We start from the raw sequence: 23,183 nt of genomic DNA, 5'->3' as shown, positions 1-23,183 counted from the left end.
CTTATTTTCTAATTACCTCATAGAGTCGATTGTACACCTCTAATCAGCAGCCCGCAGTCTATTTAGCTAAAAATTCCTCCAGGGCCTGTCTGTTTGCTTCTAAATCAATCGCCAGCACTGCACCGGCACCGCTCACCCTCTGATCCTCGTATGACCCTTCAACCGGAATTCTCATTGTTTCAATATCCCGATAATCCTTTGAAATCAGGCCTTTACCCATCGACAAAATATCACCAGTATCCATATTGGTATTGATGAAAGGAGTAACTACTCCTACCAGTTTAGGAAGCTTCGGGAGCGTCTGGATGCTGGCAAACTCCTTGCCGACCTCTTTTATGACACTTTGCTGACGTTCGACTCGGCCAAAGTCTCCGACTGCATCCTGCCGGAAGCGGACATATCCAAGCAAATGTTTTCCATCCAGCCTTTGCACACCAGGTTCCAATGTGACACCAATTCCTTTTGACATTTGCTTTTCAACATTGACCTCTACACCTTCGGGAAATGCCTCATCAATCAGGCGCACAAATCCTTCGAAATCAACGATCGAATAATATTGGAGGCTGACATCAAAATTGTCCTTGATTGTCTGTCTCAATAATTCCGGTCCGCCAAGCGCAAAGGCTGCATTGATTTTATTCATCCCATGTCCTGGAATTTCCACATATGTGTCCCTCATAATCGAGGTCAATTTATAAGATTCTGTATCCGGATTATAGCTCGCAATCATGATTGTATCCGAACGGGAAGCTTCTTTCCCTCTGGCATCGCTGCCAATCAACAGAATATTTGTTAGTCCGTTACGGTCACGCTCGCCGTTAAAATGGTATTCCTGCTTATTTTGATTCGCAGCCTCTTCCGAATCATTCACTCCAGAGCGATACTGCATATAGGAGTAGAGCAGCACGGCCCCTGCCAGGAGGAACAGCAGCAAAAAAATGCTGGACCATCTGATTCTTTTTCTTTTTTTCTTATGCTGGTGCCTATCAGATCTCATATGAAAGTTCCTTCCGAGTATAGTTATTGAAAAACATCATCTATAGTATTTTCCTTCTTTCACTATAACCTTAAACTTTTCTGGTGAAATTTTCAAAAAAAAATCCGCGGCATTGGGATTCGCCGCGGGTTAGAAAGTAATCGTATTTTTACAGATGGCTATTAAACCAATCAACAATAGCTGCCAGTCTGCTCAAGCGCAAATTCGGCTTTCCGCTTCTTGATAGCTCATGGTTTGATTCAGGGAATCGGATGAATCTTGTTTCTTTCCCCTGTCTCTTTAAAGCGATGAAAAGCTGCTCAGCTTGTTCAATCGGACAGCGGTAATCCTTTTCACTGTGAAGAATCAGTAGTGGTGTATTGATTTTATCCACATAAGCCAATGGTGAGTGCTTCCATAATGTTTCCAGATTGCTTAGGTCTGCCCTGATTTGCCACTCGGTAAAATAGTAGCCGATATCACTGACACCATAGAAGCTGATCCAGTTTGAAATCGAGCGCTGGGTTACCGCTGCCTTGAATCTGTCTGTATGGCCGACGATCCAGTTTGTCATGAATCCGCCATAGCTGCCGCCGGTCACTCCCAAACGGTCCTTGTCAATGAAATCGTAGTTTTTCAGCGCATAATCGACGGCATCCATGACATCCTGGTAGTCTCCGCCGCCATAATCACCGCGCACGGCATTGACAAATTGCTGCCCATAGCCGTGGCTGCCGCGCGGATTGATATAAAGAACTCCATAGCCTTCTGCCGCGAGGACCTGGAACTCGTTGAAATAAGAGTTTGCATACATTGCGTGCGGGCCGCCGTGAACTTCAAGAATCAGCGGATACTTTTTGCCCTCTTCATAGCCAGCTGGCTTCATGATCCATCCATGGAGGGGCGTGCCGTCACCAGCCTGGAATGAAATCTGTTCTGGCTGAGATAAAGTAATGGAATCCAGGAACTTTTCGTTCACTGAGGTCAACTGCTTCATTTCACCAGTGGTTACTTCCAGTTGGAACAGTTCCCCAGGAAGCACCGGGTTGCTGATCGCGGCAACAATCCTCTGATTTTTCCTGTCCAGTGTATAACCATATACATGCTGCTGATCGAGTAGCGCTGGGTACACTTCTCCATTTAAGTTAGCGAAATATAAAACAGTGTTTCCCTGGTCGGTCGCCAGGAAATATAGGCTTTCACTGTCATCACCCCAAATCAACCCCGGACTGTGGGCTCCCTGTTGGAAATCCGCCGCAACAGCGTCACCGACAAGGATATCCATGTTTTCCGTAATGCATTGCACATTCCCAGTCTCCATGTCCCGAATATATAACTGGCTTAAAGTGGCATTCTCAAATTCCCTTTCATGCCCTATATAGCCAATGTATTTTCCATCTGGAGAAAAAACTGCATTGCCAAAGTACCCTTTGCCATTTGTAATCTTTGTTTTGTCTCCTGACTTGATGTCCATCAGCAATAGGTCGCTCTTAAATGAAAAATCCCGTTCCGGCGACTCATCCGCCGACAATACAAGACTCTTGCCATCAGGAGACCAGCACTGCAAATGGTAGTCTGCTTCTCCTTTTGCAACCACCTCCGCCTCTCCATCTACAACATTCACAATGACAGTCTGCCTGTACTTCCCATCCCAGAAGCCAGCAGAGTCTGATTTATATTTCATTTCCTCAGCAACGAACGGTTCTTGTTTCTTGTCATCCTTTTTTTCGTCTGCTTTCTCAAACAAATCCTCATCCGGTTTTAATGAGACGGAACAAGCAATTTTTTTACCGTCCGGAGACCACACTGGGCCACTGGCACCATTCTCGAAATCAGTCACCTGCATTGCCTCACCGCCAGCTGCATCCAGGACAAAAATTTGATTCTTCCCGCTGCGGTTCGAAACGAATGTGAGCTTCGTGCCGTCCGGTGACCATCGTGGTGTTTGACTGCGGTTTTCCCCATAGGTCCATTGTTTCGGCTCCCCGCCTTTGTCTATATCAATTATGTATAGATTGGAGGCATAATCATTCTTCTTCTCCAACATCTCAGTCTGCACAAACACACACTTTTTACCATCAGGCGAAAACTGGGGATCTGTGACGGATTTCAATTCAAATAAATCTTCTGCCTTGATCAATCTTTTTTCCATCCTGCTAGCCATCCTTCCAATGTAAAATTGATGCTGCTACATTATTATTTCGTTAACAGAAATATATTTCCTGCTCTAGAAAGAAACTTTTTAGGTGCTTATTCAGCAACGCTGTAAGTTTACTGTCATTTTGGAAAAGATGTTAATACAAGAAAATTTTTTATCCTCTTGAAATCCTGTTCAAAATCCATTACGATAATTACGAACAGATGTTCTTATTTTATATTGAAGGGGCAGAGCAAAATGACAAGGATTCCTGAAAAAGACCGCGATATGATGGAACAGGCCATCTATTTGCCGATGGTGCTGGTCGTGCTCAATCGGGATCTTTCTGTCGTTGAAAATAGTCCATTTAAATTAAAAAAGCCTTATTTGGAGCTAATCGAAGAAACAATGAAAGCCGTACAGAAAGAGCTCGCACAAGTGAAAACCTACCTTAAAAAGAATCAGCTGAAGGTTGAGGAAGTAAAACGGGATGATGCCTTCACCATGTTTCTCTTCATTTACAAAGGATACGAAGAACACCATAATTATTTCAATCCCCGCATCCGCAACAAAGTCCAGGAATTGATGGTACACTACCTTTTCAAACGATTTAAGCCTGCTTTGGGAACAATTGAAAAAGAATCCGGCTGACCAGCCGGATTCCCCTTAGCTTTTTAGTCTTTATATACCTCACTGACCAGATTGACATGAGGATAGCCTTGCGAGTCATTGAATTTAGGACCGTGCAGAAGGTACAGTGCTTTCCGTTCAGTTTCTTTCATCCGCTGCATGAATTTTGTGCGCAGCATGGATGTCCGAAGCAGCTGATTTTCGAATGAATGATGGGATACCGGCAGAATCCTGGTCTTCTTGTTCCTGAAGGTAACTTGTGTACTTTGGGCATCCACTTTCTTATGGAACAACACATGCTCATGTGATACCCAAATGCAGTCCGGCTTTGTGGGTGAGCTTGTCGGCATGAAATAGATGGAGCTTATAGGGTCGATAATGATCGGGGTTTTATGGGTGATCCCGGTAAGCTGTTTCGTTCCTTCTTTCCTGCCTTCATAACTGCTTCCAAAATATCTGCAGCTTTTTTTGATAATATCTATCGGCCTGAAAGGGGATACATACTCCTCCTCCAGTTCAATGACCCTCGAGTAAATCCTGCTGCCGTATTCTTCAGGTAGAATAATCATCGTAAAAGGGTTTATTTCATATTCTTCTACTAAATTCCTTGAGTTCCCTGTCATTCCTTCACCTCCTAAAAATACCTTACACCCTATTTTAACATAATTGCTAAAATTTTCTTTAAAAACAGATAAAGTTCCGTTTTTAGCCACAATTAATATTCTGATAAAAATTTTCTAAAAATTATAAAAATTTAGTTGATTATCTTTTCAATCCTCCATATAATATAAAAAAGGTCTAAGAGGTGAGGTCAATGAAAGAGAAATCGTATTCTGATACCATGAAGGCCAGTGTGATGAAACGCATAAAAGCCAAGGAATCATTTGTTCTGGACCTGTATGTTGACATGTTAATCTCAGAAATTCAACTGAATACCAAAAGAGAAAAATTGATGACCAGAATCGACAAAGCGATAGATGACCGTGACAAAATCCTGTTTTTGAATTTGACGGAAGAGTTGAAAGATCTCAACAAACAATTTGGAACTTAAATGAGTGAAATCCCCTATATCGGGGGTTTTTTATTATCTTGAAATAAAAATGCGTTTAATCCTTTTAAATGAAAAAAGAAACCCTCGGCTTGAGGGTTCCCACGGTAGCTATTCATCTTCCATTTCATTTCTCTTCTGAATTTCATACTCCTCAAGTCTCGAAATTCTCTCCAGCATGGTTGGATGGCCGTAGCGGAAGATTTTCACCAGCCAAGGCGGATCAACCTGACTGAGTCCCGCCTTCGTCAGTTCCTGGAAAGCAGAAATCGCCGCACCGGTGTTATCCGTCATTTCGATTGCGTACCGGTCTGCACGAGTTTCCTGGTAGCGTGACACAAGGTTAGAGACAGGACTTGCGGCAAACATGATCATCGATAGGAACATCAGGAACAACGGCAGCGACCTCAAGTCACCAGGATGCTCCAGTTTGAATTCCTTGCCCCATCGTTCGACTGCCCAATTCATCAATTTCGAGACAAAGTAGAGACCGAACAGGGACAGCAATAGGTATCCGCCAATCCCGATATATATATGTTTCTCCACGTAATGGGCCATTTCATGGGCCATTATGAACAAGATTTGGTCATCATTCAATTTATTCAATGTCGTATCCCAGAGGACGATCCTTGAATTGGATCCGATTCCCGTCACATAGGCATTAAGGGCATTAGTCTTTTCTGCCATATCCACTTCGAATACATGTTCCGCAGGGATTTTTGCCTGACCGGCAAGATCAAGAATCTTTGCCTCCAGCTCTTTATTTTTCAGCGGAGAAAAATCATTGTACAACGGATCGATCACAACAGGTTGCAGGAACATGATAAACAAAGTGAACGGCACGGAAACCAGCCAGGCAACCAGCCACCAAAAGCGCTTGAACTTGTTCATAAGCCAGTACAGGACAATGACAATCACAAACATCATTGCATAATTGACCCAGAAATCGATCAATTCGTCCTTCATCCAGGAAGCAAAGGACTGTGTGGAAATATTATAAGTCCTGGAAAGGGTGTAACTGATGTAACTTAGAGGGAAAGTCGCCAGATAGGCTAAGAATGAAAGCCAGATTAAATAGATCGCAGTCTGGCCAATCTTATTCTTCGACGTCTCTTCTCCCCATTTCTTAAAAGCTTTAGACAGCCCCAGAAGCAGAATCAAAAAGTAAAACAGCCACTCAAAGGGCGTAGACAGGAAGAATAATAAATTCCTGACCTTCGAGTATTCCTCGCTCAGCATAAGTTCTCTCCCGTTCAGGAATGTTGCCGGATCTGCCCTCGAACCCTCAAACTCAAATGGAAGATTACTATCAGCAAAGTAAAATAAATACCAGTACACCGCAAAACCATAGAGCACATAGGCGACCACACCGTAAAAACCCATCTTTCTCGCCATAGCTTCTCCCCCTTTACGTACAACCGTGTCTATAACTATTTTAATCCTTTGTCCCAAAAATAGAACAAGTTATTGATGACCGGTAAAAATGGCAAAAAAGTTCATGTAACCGAACCCTTAGTTAGCTTCTTTCCACTGGAATAATACCCTTATGAAGGTGGAGTGCCATGCATAAGGGTATCTCTCCGCTTGAATGGTACCCTTATAAGGGTAGTTTGTCTTGCATAAGGGTATCTTTCTGCTTGAATGGTGCCCTTATGGAGCTGGATTGGCTTGCATAAGGGTATCTTTCTGCTTGAATGATGCCCTTATGGAGGGGGAATGACTTGCATAAGGGTATCTCTCCACCTGACTGGTGCCCTTATGGAGCTGGAATGTCTTGCATAAGGGTATCTTTCCGCTTGAATGGTGCCCTTATGAGGCGGGATTGACTTGCATAAGGGTATCTTTCCGCTTGAATGGTACCTTTATGGAGCTGGAATGTCTTGCATAAGGGTATCTTTCCGCTTGAATGGTGCCCTTATGGAGCGGGATTGCCATGCATAAGGGTATCTCTCCGCTTGAATGGTACCCTTATGGAGCTGGAATGTCTTGCATAAGGGTATCTCTCCACCTGACTGGTGCCCTTATAAAGAAAAAATACCTTTTATAAGGGCATCTCTCCACCTGACTGGTGCCCTTATAAAAGAAAAACACCTTGCATAAGGGCATCTTTTCAAACAGCAAAAGAGTACCAGGAAAGATCCTGGTACTCTTTGTTTTAATTAAGGAAGCTGCCGTCAATCAACGTTTTGAAGTCTGGTTTGTCTTTAAGGAACTTCAAAGCGTAGGATGAATCCGAGAAGTCCTGGATTGCCTGTGCGTCGACTTCAGTAGTGAAACCAATGCGTTCCCAGGCAAGCTCGACGACATCTTTTTCAAGCTCCTGGCCTGTCGTTTCTTTGATGTCTTTGATCGTGATTTCCTGAGCTTCTGCTGGATTTTCATTGATGAATTTCACAGCTTCTTTATGTGCATCAATAATTTTTTGAACAGTATCTGGTTGTTCTTCGATCATTTTGCCGGAAGTGACCATTACGGATGCAGGGAGTGTTTCTCCGAAGGATACTTCATCCCATCCGATGACGACTTCTGCACCTGTTTCTTTTTCAATCACTGCTGCCCATGGCTCTGGTGCCACTGCAATATCAACTTTTCCCGACTTAAGCATCGCTGCGTACTGTGCCGGCTGGCCGGTAAGATGCTTCATTGTACCGCCGATACGCTGTGAAGTGATGCCTTCTGCTTCAAGATATGTTTCATACTGGACATCATGTGTGCAGCCAACTCCAGGAGTAATGAAGGTCTTACCGGCGAAGTCATCAGCAGAATTAATTTCGACTCCCTTTCTTGCTAAAACGACGGTACCGCCAGTCGATGCTCCAGCGATAATCTTAACATCTGCTCCTGTTGTATAGTTGTTCATCGCCGGTCCTGGTCCTACAAGTCCTGCGTCGATTTCGCCTGTTTTCAGTGCGGTCATGAATGAACCGCCTTCAGCGAAAGTTTTGTACTCTACTGTTGTTCCATCCCCAAGCTGCTGCTCAAAGTAGCCCTTGTCTTTTGCCACCATGGCAGGAACGTGGTTGATGTTAGGAAAATAGCCAATGACGATTTTTTTCTTTTCGCCATTCGATTTGGATGCTCCCCCGGTGCCGCAGCCTGCTAGAAGCACAGCAAACGCCATTAAAAATGCCAAAAATATCGAAGCTTTTTTCATGTGATTCCCTCCTGATTTTATGATTCAAGTCCCCAGCGGTTCAGAACAGATTTTTCGATACGCTGGAAAATAAGCTGGTCTACGATGGTACCGATTACGCCAATGATGATCATAACCCCAATAACAAGAGCCATGTCGCCAAAATCGGATGCATAACGGAGCGTGTATCCAAGGCCCGGTCCGGTGCTCAATAATTCCCCGGCCATCAAGGCTCTCCAGGCGAAGGCCCATGCGAGTCTTGAACCTGTGACAACATAAGGAATCGCTGCTGGGAAAATCACTCTTTTATATAAATCCCAGCCATTGACCCCCATGGTTTTTGCTGCCTTTATAAATAAAGGTGAAACATTTTTTATGCCCACTCTGATATTGAGCGTCATAACGAACGTTCCTCCCAGAACAACGACGAAGATTACTGCCTTCTCGTTCATCCCGAACCACATGATTGCAAGCGGAAGCCATACAATGCTAGGCACACTTTGGAGTGCCAGGACGACTGTACCGAGAGTCTCATCAGCCGTTTTTGATTTGGCTAGCAGGACACCAAGCCCTGTGCCAATCACCAGCGAGAGACCAAGACCGACTGCAAGACGCTTAAAGCTGGCAATCAGGTCATAAATCAGCGTCTTATCCTGGAAGCCTGTTATAAGGGCTTCCAGGACTTTTTCCGGTGCTGGAAGGATGATCGGCAGCCACCATTCAAGCTTGCTCCCTGTGTACCAGAATGCAATGACTGCTGCAAAAAATATGATTCTTTTAATGTTTGGATTCATGTGCAAGCTCCTCCCTGATGACTTTGTCGATCTCCTTCTTCAGGAAGCCCATGATATATTCTTCAAGCTCGACCATTTCTTTTTTATGTTCATGTCGAGGCCTTGGAATTTCCACTTTGATATCCTTCAGGATTACGCCCGGCTTCGTCCCCATAACGATGATTCGATCTGAAAGCTTAATGGATTCAGAGATACTGTGTGTTACGAATAAAATCGTTTTTTGCGTCTCTGACCAGATTGTCTCCAGTTGATCATGAAGACGCGAACGGGTTTGTTCATCCAGTGCTCCAAACGGTTCATCCATCAGGAGGATATCAGGGTTCATCGCAAGCGCCCTGGCAATCGCCACACGCTGCTGCATGCCGCCTGACAGCTCATGGGGGTAATGGGACAGATAATTGCTCAGCTGCACCATCTGCAAGTATTTCTTCGCTTCCTCTTCAGCCTGTTTCTTTGGCATTTCTTTCTTTAATGGAAAGATGACATTTTCAAGCACATTCAGCCATGGAAACAACGCCGCCTGCTGGAACACCATCCCCCTGTCCTTTCCCGGCTTTTCAATTTTCTTGCCTGAAACCACTATTTCTCCACTTGTTGCGGGAGTCAGGCCTGCGACAATTGAAAGAAGCGTAGATTTACCACACCCTGATGGGCCGAGAATGGATACAAACTCACCTTTATTCACTCCTAGATTAATATCTTTTAAAATATCAACCTGGTGATTATTTTTGTCTGCGTACTGTTTGTGGACATTGCTGATTTCTATAAACAATCTAATCACCCTATTCTCATAAAACTAATTAGTTTAGTCGGAATTAATAAAGTTAATTATAATCTATTCAATCATCTTGTCAACATTTCATTATTTTTTCGATTATCCAGCCTGTTTTTATTGGACATTCACTTTTAAAAAGAAGGGTGTTTTAAACTTTTCTGGAGATTTGTCTGCAAGGTGTGACAGCCACAAAGATTACGAAGAACCCTCTAAAAAAAAAGACCTGCACGTATGCAGATCTAGAAAAAATAAGAATATAGAGTCAAAATGGATATTGAACCAATGACAACCACAATGACGTTTGCTCCCAAAAAGGCAACGATGAACGCGGCCGCTGCACCAATCAGGCCGTACCAGATGTCTTCCTGGATGAACAGGATAGCCGGGAAAATCAGCGCTCCCAGTGTGGCATAAGGGACATTCTTCAGGACGCCTTGCAAAAATGGCGGCAGTTCTTTTCCCCGGAACATCACGAACGGAAGCATCCTCGGTATGTAGGTCACGACAGCCATGCCTATGATCATGATGATGATTTCTCTACTCATCTGCTTCTGCCCCCCTGCCTTTCTTGAATGTTTCTACAGCCTCTACAAGGACAGCTGACAATAAAGTAGCAAGGACAATGGCCCATCCCGTTGACATTAGTTCAGCCATCGTGAAAATCGAGTTGAATGCAGCAGCGAGTGCTGCCAGATAAATAACTTTCACATTGGTTTTCATCGATGGAACCAATAAGCCGACAAACATAGCATATAATGCGACTGACATGCTTTCTTGAAGGGTTTGCGGCAATCCGGCCCCGACAAGGTAGCCTAGCCCTGAAAAGATGACCCAGCTTGAGTAGGCAGTGAGATTCAAGCCGAACATATACCCGGCATTGACCGTTCCCTCCCGCGTGGCTGCGACCGAAAACGTCTCATCGGTAATGCCGAAGGAATACCCCATCCTCGCCCCAACCGTATCCTCTTCCGCCTTCTCATTTAAAGACGCAGACATGAGGAAATGGCGGATATTCACGATAAACGTAGTGAGAATAACTTCAAAAATACCGATTCCCTGCGCCAGGAGGCTTAAGGATATGTATTGTGCGGCACCTGCAAATACCAGCATGCTCATCATGACCGTCTCACCGAGAGCAAGTCCCGTTGTCTTGGCGATCAAGCCAAAGGTAAGCGCAACCGGCATATACCCTATCGCAATACTGATCCCTGATTGAATCCCTTTTTTAAAATCTGTTGCCTGCTTTACAGCCAATGTACTTTCCACGACCTTCCCGCCTTTCTATTAATATGTATAAATTACAATCCTTTAATCAATTAAAATATATTATACATATTTCCAGCACCATGGAAAAGTGTTTCTTTAATCGAAATATCTATTTTTGACTGGCAGGCTCTAGTAAAAAGCGAGTAGGTGTTCTCTCTCTCGTCATGTGGTTGATATAATGAAGAATCCGCTGATATATCGTTGGATGTGGTCGATATATTCGGATATCCGCTGATATAATGCAGAACCTAAATGACTTTTCAAAAAAACACGGCCGCGGCCGTGTTCAGTTACCTTCCTTTAAAATCGGGTTTCCGTTTTTCACTGAAAGCTGCCAGTGCTTCGAGTCTGTCTTCTGTCGGGATTGTGACTTCGTAGGCTTTGCGCTCTATTTGCAGGCCTGTCTGCAGGTCTCCGTTCATTCCCTGCTTGACTGCGTACTTTGCCTGCTGCAGTGCCACAGGCCCGTTCGCCAGCATCATTTCGGCAAACTTCATGCATTCTTCAAGCAAGCTTTCTTTTTTGACTACAGCGGTAACGAGGCCATATTCCAGTGCTTCTTCCGCTTTAAGCCTCCTCGCTGTTAAGATCAGCTCGAGTGCTTTTGCCTGACCGATCAGCCTTGGCAGCCGCTGTGTTCCTCCAGCTCCAGGTATGATTGCCAGGCTCGTTTCTGTCAACCCCATTTGCGTCCCGGCAGCAGCAACGCGGAAATCACATGCAAGCGCGAGCTCCATTCCGCCTCCAAAGGCAAATCCATTGATCGCTGCGATTGTTGGCTGCGGAAGCTGGTCTGCCATTGTGAAGACCTCGCCGATTTTATAGATATTGCGTTTCACTTCCTCATCGGACAGTGTGCGGCGTTCCTTCAAATCAGCTCCGACGCTGAATGCTTTCTCACCCGCTCCGGTAAAAATCACTACCCTGGCCTCACGGTTTGTCCTGATTTCTTCAATAACACGCTGTAATTCGTCGAGTGTGTCATAATTAAAAGCATTTAATGCTTCCGGTCGATTCAGCGTCACAATTGCTGTATGTCCTTCCAATTGGAAATCAATATTCCCCATTCTATCAGCTCCTTCTTCATTGACATTCTATCTGAGAAATAAAAATTCCTGCCAAATGCTGAAAAAGAGACAGGCACGGGCGCCTGCCTCTCTTTCTTAAAGATTACTTTCCTTGCAGTACCTGATTTTTCAATGCTCTTCTTAAAATTTTGCCGGTTGTATTTTTCGGCAGCTCTTCAAGGAATTCAATTGCGCTTGGCACCTTGTATTTCGCCAGGTGCTCGCGGCAATATTCGAGCAGCTGCTCATCTGTCAGCTCAGGATTTTTGCTGACAACATAGCATCTTACTGCTTCGCCAAAATTCGGATCTGGTACGCCTAGTACGGCAACCTCTACTATATCCGGATGGTTGTACAATACTTCTTCGACTTCACGGGGATATACATTATAACCGCCGACAAGAATGAGGTCCTTCTTGCGGTCAACAATGTAAAAATAACCTTCTTCGTCCATGCGGGCGAGGTCTCCTGTATACAGCCAGCCATCCCTGATAGTAGCGCCTGTTTCTTCTGGCATCTTATAATAACCTGCCATAACATTCGGGCCGCGGACAATTAATTCGCCAACTTCTCCAGGAGCCACTTCATCTCCCATTTCATTGACGACCTTGTTTTCAACATTCACGATTGAGGTTCCGATTGAACCAGGCTTGCGCGGGCGGTCGAGTGGATTGAAGCATGTAACCGGTGACGCCTCAGACAAACCATAACCTTCTGAAACCATGACATTGAATTTTCGCTCGAAATTCTGAAGCAATGCAACCGGAAGTGAAGCACCTCCTGAAATACACAGTCTTAGTGATTTAAGGTCATCCGGATTTCCTTCTGGATATTGGAAAAGGAAATTGTACATGGTCGGCACGCCTGCAAATACAGAGGCCTCGTACTCCCTGGCAATCCGGAACACTTCTGCCGGGCTGAACCTAGGAACAATCAACAATGTTCCGCCATTCATCAATGGTGCATTAAGGGCAACGGTCAGGCAGAAGACATGGAACATCGGCAGGGCAGTGATCACCCTGTCATCTTCGTTCATCCTCAAGTAATCGCTTACATCCTGGGCGTTGCTGTACAGATTTTTGTGTGTAAGCATTGCACCCTTAGGCTTTCCAGTCGTTCCTGATGTATAAAGAATGATTGCAATATCATCATCACTCAACTCAGGACCTTTGTAGGCAAGGTCACCGGAACCAATAACATGTGTAAACGGTTTCAATTTCGAACCTAATGTGAGCTTGGACATTTCTTCTTCAGACATCTGGCTTTTGCCAGTCTCAGCAATGACAAAGTATTCGACATTTGGCAGGTGCTGATGCATTTTTTCAGCGAGTGGCAGCATCATGTCCAGACCGACGACAACTTTTACATCACCATTGTTCAGGATATAGCCGATTTCATCTGCGGTGTAAATTGGATTGATGGGAATGACTGTTGCACCGAGTCTAAGCGCTCCGTACAAACTGATGACAAAATGTGGAGAGTTTCCTAGCAGCAAGGCAATATGATCGCCCTTTTTTACCCCTAATTTTTCAAGGCCAGATGCAAACTTTGTGACGGACGCATCCAGTTCAGCATAGGTACTTGCTTTATCCATGAAAAAATATGCCGGCTTATTGCCCAGCATTGAGGCAGTGTGATGAAGCTGTGATGAAAGATTCATATAACTCCCTTCCCCCTTTGCGGTGAACTCAATCACCAAACTTAATAAAAAGTTTTCTAAATATATTATATTGAAAGAAAATTATGGATTCAAGGAGAATATGTCAGAATTCTAACATTTTATATTTATAAAACAGAAAACGCGGTGTATCAACACCGCGTTCAAAAATTTAATATATTAAGTTAATAAAGTCTTCTTTAGAAATATTTCCGAAATAATGTTTGATGTCCACATCTTCCATCGCACTGACAATCTGGGATTTCTCGTATTTTATTCCTGTCAGCTTGTCCTCAATCACAGTGACATCGCCTACACCAAAGAAATCTCCATAGATTTTGCACTGATCAATGATTCCCTTGTTGACCTCAAATCGGACATCTATCTGGCCGACCGGGAAGCGATGGGAATGCTGCAGGTTGAATTTTGGCGATTTCCCGTAATTCCAATCCCAATTCTGATATCTTTCTTTTGATAGTTCATGGATATTTTCCCAGTCCTTTTCTGTTAAGACGTACTCAGGAATCTCATCCAGTCCTTCAAAGATATTTTTTAACAGAAGGGAGCGGAATTCCTCAATTGTCACTTTATTTGAAAGGAACTCGGAAATATTTGCGACTCGGCTGCGGATTGATTTGATTCCTTTCGATTCTATTTTGTCCTTTTTTACATTAAGCGCCGAAACGACGCTTTCGATTTCTGAATCAAATAATAAGGTGCCATGGCTGAACATCCGCCCTTTTGTTGAAAATTGCGCGTTTCCGGATATCTTCCTGCCTTCTGCCAACAAGTCATTCCTGCCGCTTAATTCCGCGTTTACTCCCATTTTCCGAAGGGCGTTCACCACTGGCTCAGTAAACTTCCTGAAATTATGGAAGCTGTCTCCGTCATCCTTCGTGATAAAGCTGAAATTCAAATTGCCAAGGTCGTGGTACACGGCACCACCTCCGGATAAACGGCGGACGACATGGATGCCGTTATTTTCGACATATTCGGTATTGATTTCTTCAATTGTGTTCTGGTTCTTGCCAATGATGATGGATGGTTCGTTTATATAGAAAAGCAGGTAGGTTTCATTGATATCAAGATTCTTCAAGGCATATTCTTCGATTGCCAGGTTGATCCTCGGATCTGTGATTCCTTTATTATCAATAAATAACATGGTTGATTCTCCTTTTATAAGGTTATTTCAAGACCTTCCCTGGCCAAAGTTATCGGGCCGGAAAATAGTGATGAAGCTTCGGAAACGAGCTGATCGATTTCACCATAATGTGGCAGGTGAGTCAGTACCAGCTGCTTTACTCCCGCCTGATTAGCGAGTTTTCCATTATCATAGCTGTTCATATGTCCCGCACCCTTGCCGTCCTGGTTACCATAAAAATTGCATTCTGAAAGCAATAAGTCAGCCCCGGATGCAAAAGGAATGAACTCTTCCTTAAAGGAAGTATCCCCTGTATACACCAAGGACTTGCCGCCAGCTTCGATCCGCATTGCATAGCATGGGGCAGGATGGACCGCAGGGATAAAGGATATGGTGAAAGGACCAATTTCAAGCTTTTTTGACGGGTTGTAGGCCACACCCTTTGTGATGTTCTTATATGTAAGTTTTGCGAACTCTTGCTTGTCCTGTGTATGACCGTAAATTGGCAGCTGAGGTGACTTCTTTCCCAAAAAACCCTGGATCAGACGCGCGTGCTGCAGTACACCGATGTCAGCAACGTGATCAGGATGATAATGTGACAGCACCATCGCATCCAGTTCTTCAGGCTGCACAAAATTTTGGAGCTTCGCGAGAACGCCGCTGCCAAAGTCTATCATGAGCTTAAAACCTTCGTGTTCAAGCAAGTATCCGGTACTGGCTTCATTCACTTTAGGATATCCGCCCCAGAATCCTACTATTGTCAGCTTCAATTAATTCCCTCCTATAATCACACTTTTCTTTCACTATACTTCATTTTGCCCATTTTTTCACTTTAGCCGTTTTTTCAGAAAATTATGATTGACGTCATCTGTACTGTTATAATACAATGTAGTAAATAATATCACTGTACCAAAACAACTACTCAAATGGAGGGAACATCATGATTGAAAATGTTGTAGAATTCTTTCGTAATTTGCCAAAGAAGCAATGCATTGAGTGTGGAGAAACAATTGATGAACAGCATGAATGCTACGGAAATAAATGTGACGGATGCATGGACCCAGGAAAGTTTTAACCTTCGTTTTCCTTCCCCGGTTTTCCGGGTGTAATACAATCCCTTTCCCGCAGTGATAAAACTGCAAATGAAAAGCCAGCTCTACATTTAAGAGCTGGCTCCTTTTTTATTCCTCAACTAGCATGGTGAATTTTCTTTTGAACATCCAATGGAAATAGATTGCTGTTCCTGCTGCCAGGAATAAAATAAACCCAGCTAAAATCCCTGCATTTTGCCACATGAAAGTGAAATCCCCGCTTGAGATGACAGCTTTGAAACCTTGGACTGAATAAGTCATTGGCAAATATGCGTTAAACTTCTGAAGGAATCCTGGAATTAATTCCAATGGGAAAGTTCCTGCGCTTGTCGTAAGCTGCAAAATCAGGATGACGATTGCAACAAAACGCCCCGGATCTCCTAATAACGTCACAAGGAACTGGATTAAAGCAATAAAAGTCAGACTTGTGATAATCGAGAACACCACGAATAAAGGAACGCTTTGTACATCAAGACCCAGCCCCATAAGAAGGATTGCATCGGCTGCAAGTGCCTGTAATATGCCGATTCCGGCAAGGATGCTGAATTTGCTGAAGAACCAGCTTGCACCGCTTGAAGGAACTCCGGCTGGTTCCCTTAATGGGAATACGATCGAAAGCAGCAACGCACCGACAAATAAGCCAAGAGATAAGAAATATGGTGCAAATCCTGTTCCGTAGTTCGGAACTGAGCTGAAGCTTTCATTTGCCAGCTTTACTGGCGCAGCAAGCATATTGTAGGTTTCCTGATTTGGATTCACCTTTGCTTCTTCTGCTCCATCCTTCAGCTTTTCAGCAAGCTCGGATGTCCCAGCCGCTACCTTGGAATTGCCTTCAGACAATTCTCCCGCACCAGATGCCAGTTTGTCTGCTCCGTCCGTCATGGCACCCGCCCCCGCTGCCAGCTGGTCCATTCCGCCGACAAGCTTGGAACTTCCATTTGCCAGCTCAACAGAACCAGCTTTCGCCTCACTCAGCTTGTCACCGAACTGCTGCAGACCTGAATGAAATTCTTCCTGGCCTGCCGCCAGTTTCGCAGCCCCACCTTCTACTTGCCCGCTGCCCGCTGCAAGTTTGGAGATTCCCTGCTGGAGCTCACCCTGGCCAGCAATGACTTTATTCAAGCCAGCTGATAATTCCCCAGATCCTGCAGCCAGTTTACCTGCTGAATCTGAAAGTTGCGCTGTCCCATTCTCAAGACCTGCACTTCCAGCTTCGAGTTTAGCAAGCGCTGCGGCAAGCTCTTTTTGTTTATCAGGGTATGCACTCAATAAAGGCGCCATCGCCTCCATTTGTTTTTGCAGTTCTTGAATACCGGCATGAAGTTGTGCCGCTCCGCCAGCTGCATTATCAGCCCCGCTTTTCCAGGCTGTCAGGTTTTGGCCGAGACTCTCAGAACCCTGTTCAATTTGTTTAGTACCTTCAATCAATGCTGGTATCTTGCTGTTTGCCTGCTCTAAACCAGCTTTTACTTCTGAAGCTCCTGCCTGTAAGTCTTTCTGGCCTGTAAGAAGCTGACCTGAAGCATTTTCAAGCTTCGTTTCCCCTTCCTCCAATTGACCAAGTCCCCCGGCTAGCTTTCCTGCTCCATTTGCCAATTCTTTCGCACCAGAATCAGCTGAGTTCATTCCCTGGTTGAACTCAATCGACTTGCTAGCGAGCACAGATAGATTATCATAAAGCTTCTGGCTGCCATCCTTTAGCTTGACCGCACCATCGTTCAAGTCTGCAGCACCGTCACTCGCTTGACCAAGACCATCGGCCAGTTCGCCGATATTGTCAAACATAGTTTCCGCATAGGTTTCAGAAACCTTTTCGGACACAGAAGCCTTGATTTTTTCTGCTGCTGTTCCGCCAATCTGAGCAGATAGGAAGTTGAAGCTTTCATTAGGCATATAAACAAGTTCGAGTTTCTCAGGATGTTCATCCATCAATGTTGTAGCATTTTCAGAGAAATCTTTTGGGATTTTGATAAGCATATAATATTTTTGCTGCTCAAGTCCTTTTTCCCCTTCTTCTTCTGATACAAATTCAAAACCAAAATCCTGGTTTTCTTTCAGCTTATCCACCAGGTCATTGCCGAGTTCAAGCTTCTTTCCATCAATCGTTGACCCAGCATCACTGTTGGCAACTGCTACAGGAAGATCGGAAAGATGTTCATATGGATCCCAGAATGCCCATAAGAACATTCCACTGTACAAAACCGGAATGAACAAGACGGCAATAATCGGGATCAGCAGCTTCTTATTTCGAAAAATAGCAAGCAATTCTTGGGTGAACAGTTTATTTCTCATCTTAATCCTCCTAGATAAAATAAATGACCGTTTTATTCATTTGGTCAATTATGTGCTGAAAATAAGGACTCCCTCCTAATGAGACAATCCTTTGAAAATATAGAACTCAAACAGCTCTGAAATTTGCGCTTTTTCCAGCGGCTTGTTTTTCTTTTCCCAGTCAAAAATCAATGCAATATAAAGCTTCATCATGATGAAAGAAGTGATTTCCGGGTCGCATTCCTTTATTTCGCCCTTTTCGATTGCCTGGATGACTTTATCCTTAATGAAACCCAGGATGGCAGATTCAAGCTTATCCATGACCTCCACAACAGCAGGGGTCCCAATGTCCCGTGCTTCCTGGGAAAGCTTTATCGTCAGCTGATGCTTTTTACGGAACTCCAGCAGCCGATATAAAGCTCTGTGGACATTTTCGTAAAAAGAATCTGCTGGATTCACAGCTTCATTTGCGACCTCTCCCATCTCTTTGATAAGGCCGTTAATAATTTCATCGAAAAGCTCTTCTTTATTTTTGAAGAAAGTATAGATTGTCCCTTTCCCTACATTCGCCAGCTTTGCGACCTGATCAATTGTCGTTGCCTTATAGCCGTAAAGAGAAAAAGAGTTGTTTGCCGCATCAATGATCTGCTGCCTCCGGTCGATTGCCATGATTACACCTCCATAAAATGACTGAATGAGAAAAACGGTCATTTCGTCACAAGTTAATTTATCACATCTTTTTCACTGTGGCAAGTATGTAAAATAAAAAACCCTTAGAAAAGGGTTTTTTATCGGTTAAGCTGCAAATATCCAAGTATTTTTTCGACCGCAGCTTCCCCCTGGTCGATGCAGTCGGGAAGACCGACTCCTTCAAAAGAGCTTCCTCCTACAAAGACGCCAGGAAGTTCCTTTTCAAGGTCAGTCTTCAAATTTGCCACTCTCTGCTTGTGTCCGACCGTATACTGCGGCATTGCTTCCTTCCAGCGGGAAACGACCGCAAAGTCTGGCTGCGCCTGAATATCCATTGTTTTATTCAAATCTTCCAATGCAATTTTTATGATTTCATCATCCGACAGCTCGACAATTGCCTCGTCACCTGGTCTGCCGACATAAAGACGGAGCAGAACTTTTCCCTCTGGTGTCGTATGGGGCCACTTTTTATGTGTCCATGTGCAGGCTGTGATTGTGTAATCACTGTTCCTGGAGACGACGAAACCTGTGCCATCGATATCTTCTTTTATGACACTTTCCGGAAACGCCATCGCCACCGTTGCCACTGATGTTGAAGGCATGTCGCGGAATGGGTCAAAGATGTGTTCATGATCAGCGAACATATGCAGGGCTGCTTCATGCGGTGCAGCTACAAGAATGCTGTCTGCATCCAGCGTCTCACCGCTGCTCAGCTTCAAACGGTAACCATGCTCCTTTTTGCTCACTTTATCGACCCGGATTCCCTTGATGACTGAACCTGACTCAAGCTTTGATTCGATCGCATCAACAAACGACTGCAGACCAGACGTCACAGTCAGGAACATCCCTTTTTTCTTCACCTGTCCGCTATCAGCAGGCTTCTTTTTCGGGGCCGGTATTGATTTCTTAGTCCCAAGTATCAGACTCCCGTATTTCTGCTCTGTCTGATAAAATTGCGGGAAAGTGGACAATAAACTCATGTTATCAATATCCCCGGCGTAAATACCCGAGAGCAAAGGTTCTATCAAATTCTCGACCACTTCGTCACCAAGCCTGCGACGGAAAAACTCCCCGAGTGACTGGTCTCCTTCCACTTTGGAAGGAGGCATGAAGAAGTCGCCGGCAGCCCGGAATTTACCCGGCCATGAAAACAAACCTGTTGTAACAAATGGACCGATCTGAGTAGGGATTCCCATCACGGCTCCGCCTGGAATAGGGTGAAGCTTGTCCTTAACGAGCACGTACGATTTGCCTGTACTGTTATTGACTAATTTATCACCTAAGCCGACTTCTCTCGCCAGACGGCCTGCACTTTCTTTTCGTTCAAGAAAGGAATCCGGCCCTCTTTCAATGACGAAGCCATCTTTTACATAGGTCTGCATTTTCCCGCCAACACGGTGGGAGGCTTCCACCAGTTTTACATCCAAAGGAAGCTCGTTTTCCCTGGCATGCTTTTGCAAATAATACGCAGCAGCCAAACCAGTGATGCCTCCCCCTATAATTACCACTCTTTTCGTATCTGTCACGGTAAATCGCCTTCTTTTACTAGATTTGGCTTGAAGATGACAGCTTCTTTAAAATGACATCTGCCATAGCGTCAATGAATTCCGGTTCTGCATTCGGCATTGGCGGTCTGTAATAGCTGGCCCCGATTTCATCCGTCACGACCTTGCATTCATAATCATTGTCATACAGCACTTCAAGATGCTCGGAAACAAATCCGGCTGGTACATACACAAAAGCTTTGTAGCCATGCTCTTCAAACAGCTCTCTTGTCAAATCCTGGACATCTGGTCCAAGCCAGGGTTCCGGGGTATTGCCGGCGCTTTGCCAGCCTACCGCGTAATTCTTTACACCGGCCTGCTTGGCAATCAAGTCTGCTGTTTTCTTCAATTGTGCAGGATATGGATCGCCCATCTGGAGGATTTTCTCCGGAAGGCTGTGGGCAGAAACGATCAAGACTGAGTTTTCCTTCTCATCAGCAGGCATTTCTGCAAACGTTTTTGCCACACGGTCAGACCAGTATTTGATGAATTTCTTTTCATCATACCAGCTTTCTACGGAGACGATCTCAGGTCCGCCCAGCTTGGCTGCTTCTTCTTTTGCCCGGCCATTATAGGACTTCACACTGAAGGTTGAAAAATGCGGAGCTAGCACGATGCTGACCGCCTCTTCAATTCCGTCTTCATGCATTTGCTTTACAGCGTCTTCGATAAAAGGCTCAATATGCTTCAATCCAAGGTACATTTTGAATTCAACTTCATCCTGGATGCTGTTCAAATACTGTTCCAGTTTCTCGCCTTGCTCCACAGTGATTTTCGCAAGCGGAGAAATCCCGCCAATCGCTTCATAACGATTTTGCAGGTCTTCAAGCATTTCCGGTGCCGGCGGACGTCCGTGGCGGATATGTGTATAGTATCGTTCTATATCTTCTTCTTTGTAAGGTGTGCCATATGCCATCACAAGCAAACCCATTTTTTTCTTCGTCATGATTGCACCTCTTTTTCCAGTCTCTAAGCTTTTATTCTGCCAAAAATAGCTCTAATTTACCAAATCCAATGCTCTGATTGAAAATAGAAACTATTTGCCCAGCTTTGAGGCAGAATACTCATGGATAAATGCAGTCAATTTTTTCAGCGTATCAGGGTTAACTGATGGGAAGACACCATGTCCAAGGTTAAAGATGTAGCCAGGCTGTGCCATTCCCTGATCAAGGATCGCTTTCGCCTTTTCTTCAATTACGTTCCATGGCGCAAGCAGAATCGCCGGATCAAGATTTCCCATGACCGTTTTCTGGATGCCAAGCTCACGAGCTTCGCTTATCTGCAAACGCCAGTCAAGACCAACTACATCAAGTGGAAGGTCATGCCATTCCAGGGCAAGGTGGCTTGCACCCACTCCAAACATGATCAATGGCACATTCTCGTTTTTCAGTTCCGAGAAAATCCTGTTCATGACTGGTTTAATAAATGTGCGGTAATCCTGGACATTCAATGCGCCAACCCATGAGTCAAAGATCTGGATCGCTTTAGCTCCGGCTTTGATTTGGGATTTGACATAAGTAATCACCATATCGGCTAGCTTTTCCATCAATGCGTACCATGCTTCCGGTTGTGCATACATAAATGCCTTTGTCTTGTTATAGTTTTTAGAAGGTCCGCCTTCGATCATATAGCTTGCAAGTGTGAACGGTGCACCGGAAAACCCGATCAGCGGAACAGACAGCTGCTCTTGTGTAAGAAGCTTAATTGTATCGAGAACATACGGAATGTCAGACTCTGGATTGATTGTGCCCAATTTCTCCACATCTGACAGCGATGTGATTGGATTCGATATTACTGGCCCGATGCCTGATTTGATTTCGACTTCTACGCCCATAGCTGGTAGCGGAGTCATGATATCTTTATAAAGGATGGCGGCATCAACACCATATTGTTCTACCGGCAGCCTTGTTACATATGCGCAAAGTTCAGGCTGATGAGTGATCTCGAAGAGGGAATATTTTTCTTTGATCTCTCTATATTCAGGCTGGGAACGGCCAGCTTGTCTCATATACCATACAGGGACATGGTCCGTTTTTTCCCCTCTGGCTGCTTTTAAGAAAGTATCATTGATTATCTTGCTCATTAAGTGTGGTCCACCTTTCAATAATGTCTGTATTCCATTGTAATATAAAAGGATTGAAATAAAAAACACCTATTTCCAATGAGAAAACAGACTTCTTCATTTTTATAAAAAAACAAACTAACTACACTATATCGTTTTTACGCCCCCATTTCATAGGAAACGCTTTAAATTGTCGAAAATTAGACGTTTTTTTGTTTTTAGCTTCTTTAAAACAGGGAAAATAGATTAAAGTGGGAAAATCATTATAATAGAAGGAAGAACTTAATTTTAAAAATGAGGTGAAAAGATGAATCTATTCATTACATCAGGAACAGCTGATTTTTTGTTGAAATTAAAAGAAAAACACCAGGGCGAAAACATGGTCCTGATGAACAACAACGAATCATCCATCCTTGTCCATGAGACGGAAGGGAAAACATTATTCAGTTCTCCGAGGAAATATGAGGTGATCGATTCTGCCGGCCCACTCGGACATGAAGGTTTTGCTGTCTTTAATAATATCCCTGTAACCGATGAGGGCAGGCCGCTTTTTGAGGACCGCTTCCTGAACCGGCCAAGGATGATTGAGAACGAACCAGGATTTGTCGCCATCCGTGTACTGCGGCCATTGAGTTCCAATACCTACATCATCATGACCATCTGGGATAAAGAAAGCTCATTTGAAAACTGGCAAAAATCCAAGGCCTATGCCCATGCACATAAGAATCGCGGCACAGAGGCTGGCATTGATGGCGCCAAGCCAAATATTTTCGAGAGTGCATCGTATGTATCAAAGTATTATATTGAAGGCGAATGATTTCCGCCTTTTGGCGCCTCCATTTGTGTGATGGATGGCGCTTTTTTTGTTCCCTGCTCTTATCAGTGCCTTTATCTCAGCTGA

At 44.3% G+C, this 23,183-nt stretch carries 22 protein-coding genes; 4 read left to right on the top strand and 18 right to left on the bottom strand.

The genetic code is table 11. The annotated features are described in order from the left end of the window. Positions 1–58 precede the first annotated feature (58 nt). Both QNH36_RS06785 and QNH36_RS06780 read right to left on the bottom strand, forming a co-directional pair. The gene (locus QNH36_RS06785; protein ID WP_283904968.1) at positions 59–997 is read right to left on the bottom strand and encodes an LCP family protein; all 939 of its coding nucleotides are present in this window, start codon (positions 995–997) and stop codon (positions 59–61) included. Positions 998–1,145: 148 nt separating this feature from the next. Then, a complete protein-coding gene (locus QNH36_RS06780) occupies positions 1,146–3,128 on the bottom strand; it encodes a S9 family peptidase (RefSeq protein ID WP_283904967.1) in 1,983 nt (660 codons plus the stop codon). Between the two features lie 243 nt (positions 3,129–3,371). Between QNH36_RS06780 and QNH36_RS06775 the strand changes: the two genes are divergently transcribed. After that, positions 3,372–3,764, top strand: a complete 393-nt coding sequence (locus QNH36_RS06775) for a YhjD family protein (RefSeq protein WP_144474470.1) — start codon at positions 3,372–3,374, stop codon at positions 3,762–3,764. Between the two features lie 23 nt (positions 3,765–3,787). Here the strand turns inward: QNH36_RS06775 and QNH36_RS06770 are convergent, their stop codons facing one another. Beyond that, complete coding sequence (locus QNH36_RS06770) at positions 3,788–4,366, bottom strand: competence protein ComK (protein WP_144474469.1); 579 nt, start codon at positions 4,364–4,366, stop codon at positions 3,788–3,790. Between the two features lie 191 nt (positions 4,367–4,557). Between QNH36_RS06770 and QNH36_RS06765 the strand changes: the two genes are divergently transcribed. Further along, positions 4,558–4,794: an IDEAL domain-containing protein gene (locus QNH36_RS06765; protein ID WP_144474468.1), complete on the top strand. Its 237-nt coding sequence runs from the start codon at positions 4,558–4,560 to the stop codon at positions 4,792–4,794. Between the two features lie 108 nt (positions 4,795–4,902). Here QNH36_RS06765 and QNH36_RS06760 read toward each other — a convergent pair whose 3' ends face one another. The 10 genes from QNH36_RS06760 to QNH36_RS06715 form a co-directional block, all read right to left on the bottom strand. Then, entirely contained in the window at positions 4,903–6,186 is a 1,284-nt protein-coding gene (locus QNH36_RS06760; protein ID WP_283904966.1) for a M48 family metallopeptidase, read from the bottom strand. 760 nt (positions 6,187–6,946) lie between these two features. After that, positions 6,947–7,945: an aliphatic sulfonate ABC transporter substrate-binding protein gene (locus tag QNH36_RS06755; RefSeq protein ID WP_251544202.1), complete on the bottom strand. Its 999-nt coding sequence runs from the start codon at positions 7,943–7,945 to the stop codon at positions 6,947–6,949. 17 nt (positions 7,946–7,962) lie between these two features. Next, entirely contained in the window at positions 7,963–8,718 is a 756-nt protein-coding gene (locus QNH36_RS06750) for an ABC transporter permease (RefSeq protein WP_144474465.1), read from the bottom strand. Then, positions 8,702–9,490 (bottom strand): ABC transporter ATP-binding protein, encoded by a 789-nt coding sequence (locus tag QNH36_RS06745; protein ID WP_144474464.1) that lies wholly within the window; start codon positions 9,488–9,490, stop codon positions 8,702–8,704. Before QNH36_RS06745 ends, QNH36_RS06750 begins: the two co-directional genes overlap by 17 nt. Before the next feature lie 242 nt (positions 9,491–9,732). After that, complete coding sequence (locus QNH36_RS06740; protein ID WP_144474463.1) at positions 9,733–10,038, bottom strand: AzlD domain-containing protein; 306 nt, start codon at positions 10,036–10,038, stop codon at positions 9,733–9,735. Then, a complete protein-coding gene (locus QNH36_RS06735) occupies positions 10,031–10,759 on the bottom strand; it encodes an AzlC family ABC transporter permease (protein ID WP_251544205.1) in 729 nt (242 codons plus the stop codon). Before QNH36_RS06735 ends, QNH36_RS06740 begins: the two co-directional genes overlap by 8 nt. A gap of 290 nt (positions 10,760–11,049) precedes the next feature. Then, positions 11,050–11,826 carry an enoyl-CoA hydratase-related protein gene (locus QNH36_RS06730; protein WP_144474462.1) on the bottom strand — a complete coding sequence of 259 codons (777 nt, stop codon included), beginning with the start codon at positions 11,824–11,826 and terminating at the stop codon, positions 11,050–11,052. A gap of 103 nt (positions 11,827–11,929) precedes the next feature. Further along, positions 11,930–13,486 carry a fatty acid--CoA ligase family protein gene (locus QNH36_RS06725; RefSeq protein ID WP_144474461.1) on the bottom strand — a complete coding sequence of 519 codons (1,557 nt, stop codon included), beginning with the start codon at positions 13,484–13,486 and terminating at the stop codon, positions 11,930–11,932. A 169-nt stretch (positions 13,487–13,655) separates the two neighbouring features. Continuing rightward, positions 13,656–14,645, bottom strand: a complete 990-nt coding sequence (lplA, locus tag QNH36_RS06720) for a lipoate--protein ligase (RefSeq protein ID WP_144474460.1) — start codon at positions 14,643–14,645, stop codon at positions 13,656–13,658. Positions 14,646–14,659: 14 nt separating this feature from the next. Beyond that, positions 14,660–15,394, bottom strand: coding sequence for an MBL fold metallo-hydrolase (locus QNH36_RS06715; RefSeq protein ID WP_144474459.1), 735 nt, complete (start codon positions 15,392–15,394; stop codon positions 14,660–14,662). A gap of 170 nt (positions 15,395–15,564) precedes the next feature. Here QNH36_RS06715 and yhfH point away from each other — a divergent pair, with 170 nt between their 5' ends. Further along, the gene (gene yhfH, locus QNH36_RS06710; protein ID WP_144474458.1) at positions 15,565–15,699 is read left to right on the top strand and encodes a protein YhfH; all 135 of its coding nucleotides are present in this window, start codon (positions 15,565–15,567) and stop codon (positions 15,697–15,699) included. Between the two features lie 106 nt (positions 15,700–15,805). Here the strand turns inward: yhfH and QNH36_RS06705 are convergent, their stop codons facing one another. The 5 genes from QNH36_RS06705 to hemE form a co-directional block, all read right to left on the bottom strand. Beyond that, complete coding sequence (locus QNH36_RS06705) at positions 15,806–18,007, bottom strand: YhgE/Pip domain-containing protein (protein WP_144474457.1); 2,202 nt, start codon at positions 18,005–18,007, stop codon at positions 15,806–15,808. Positions 18,008–18,082: 75 nt separating this feature from the next. Further along, the gene (locus QNH36_RS06700; RefSeq protein ID WP_251544600.1) at positions 18,083–18,655 is read right to left on the bottom strand and encodes a TetR/AcrR family transcriptional regulator; all 573 of its coding nucleotides are present in this window, start codon (positions 18,653–18,655) and stop codon (positions 18,083–18,085) included. A 119-nt stretch (positions 18,656–18,774) separates the two neighbouring features. Beyond that, positions 18,775–20,202 (bottom strand): protoporphyrinogen oxidase, encoded by a 1,428-nt coding sequence (gene hemY / locus QNH36_RS06695; RefSeq protein ID WP_283904965.1) that lies wholly within the window; start codon positions 20,200–20,202, stop codon positions 18,775–18,777. Between the two features lie 19 nt (positions 20,203–20,221). Next, entirely contained in the window at positions 20,222–21,166 is a 945-nt protein-coding gene (gene hemH / locus QNH36_RS06690; RefSeq protein WP_144474454.1) for a ferrochelatase, read from the bottom strand. A gap of 90 nt (positions 21,167–21,256) precedes the next feature. Further along, positions 21,257–22,303, bottom strand: a complete 1,047-nt coding sequence (gene hemE / locus QNH36_RS06685; RefSeq protein ID WP_144474453.1) for a uroporphyrinogen decarboxylase — start codon at positions 22,301–22,303, stop codon at positions 21,257–21,259. 286 nt (positions 22,304–22,589) lie between these two features. Here hemE and QNH36_RS06680 point away from each other — a divergent pair, with 286 nt between their 5' ends. Beyond that, on the top strand, positions 22,590–23,099 hold the full coding sequence (locus QNH36_RS06680) for an antibiotic biosynthesis monooxygenase family protein (RefSeq protein ID WP_144474452.1): 510 nt from the start codon (positions 22,590–22,592) through the stop codon (positions 23,097–23,099). Positions 23,100–23,183 lie beyond the last annotated feature (84 nt).

It is taken from the genome of Mesobacillus sp. AQ2 (assembly GCF_030122805.1).
Classification (GTDB): Bacteria; Bacillota; Bacilli; order Bacillales; family Cytobacillaceae; genus Mesobacillus; species Mesobacillus oceanisediminis_A.
Note: the sequence above shows the minus strand (reverse complement) of the source record. Positions and strands in the feature narration are given on the sequence as shown.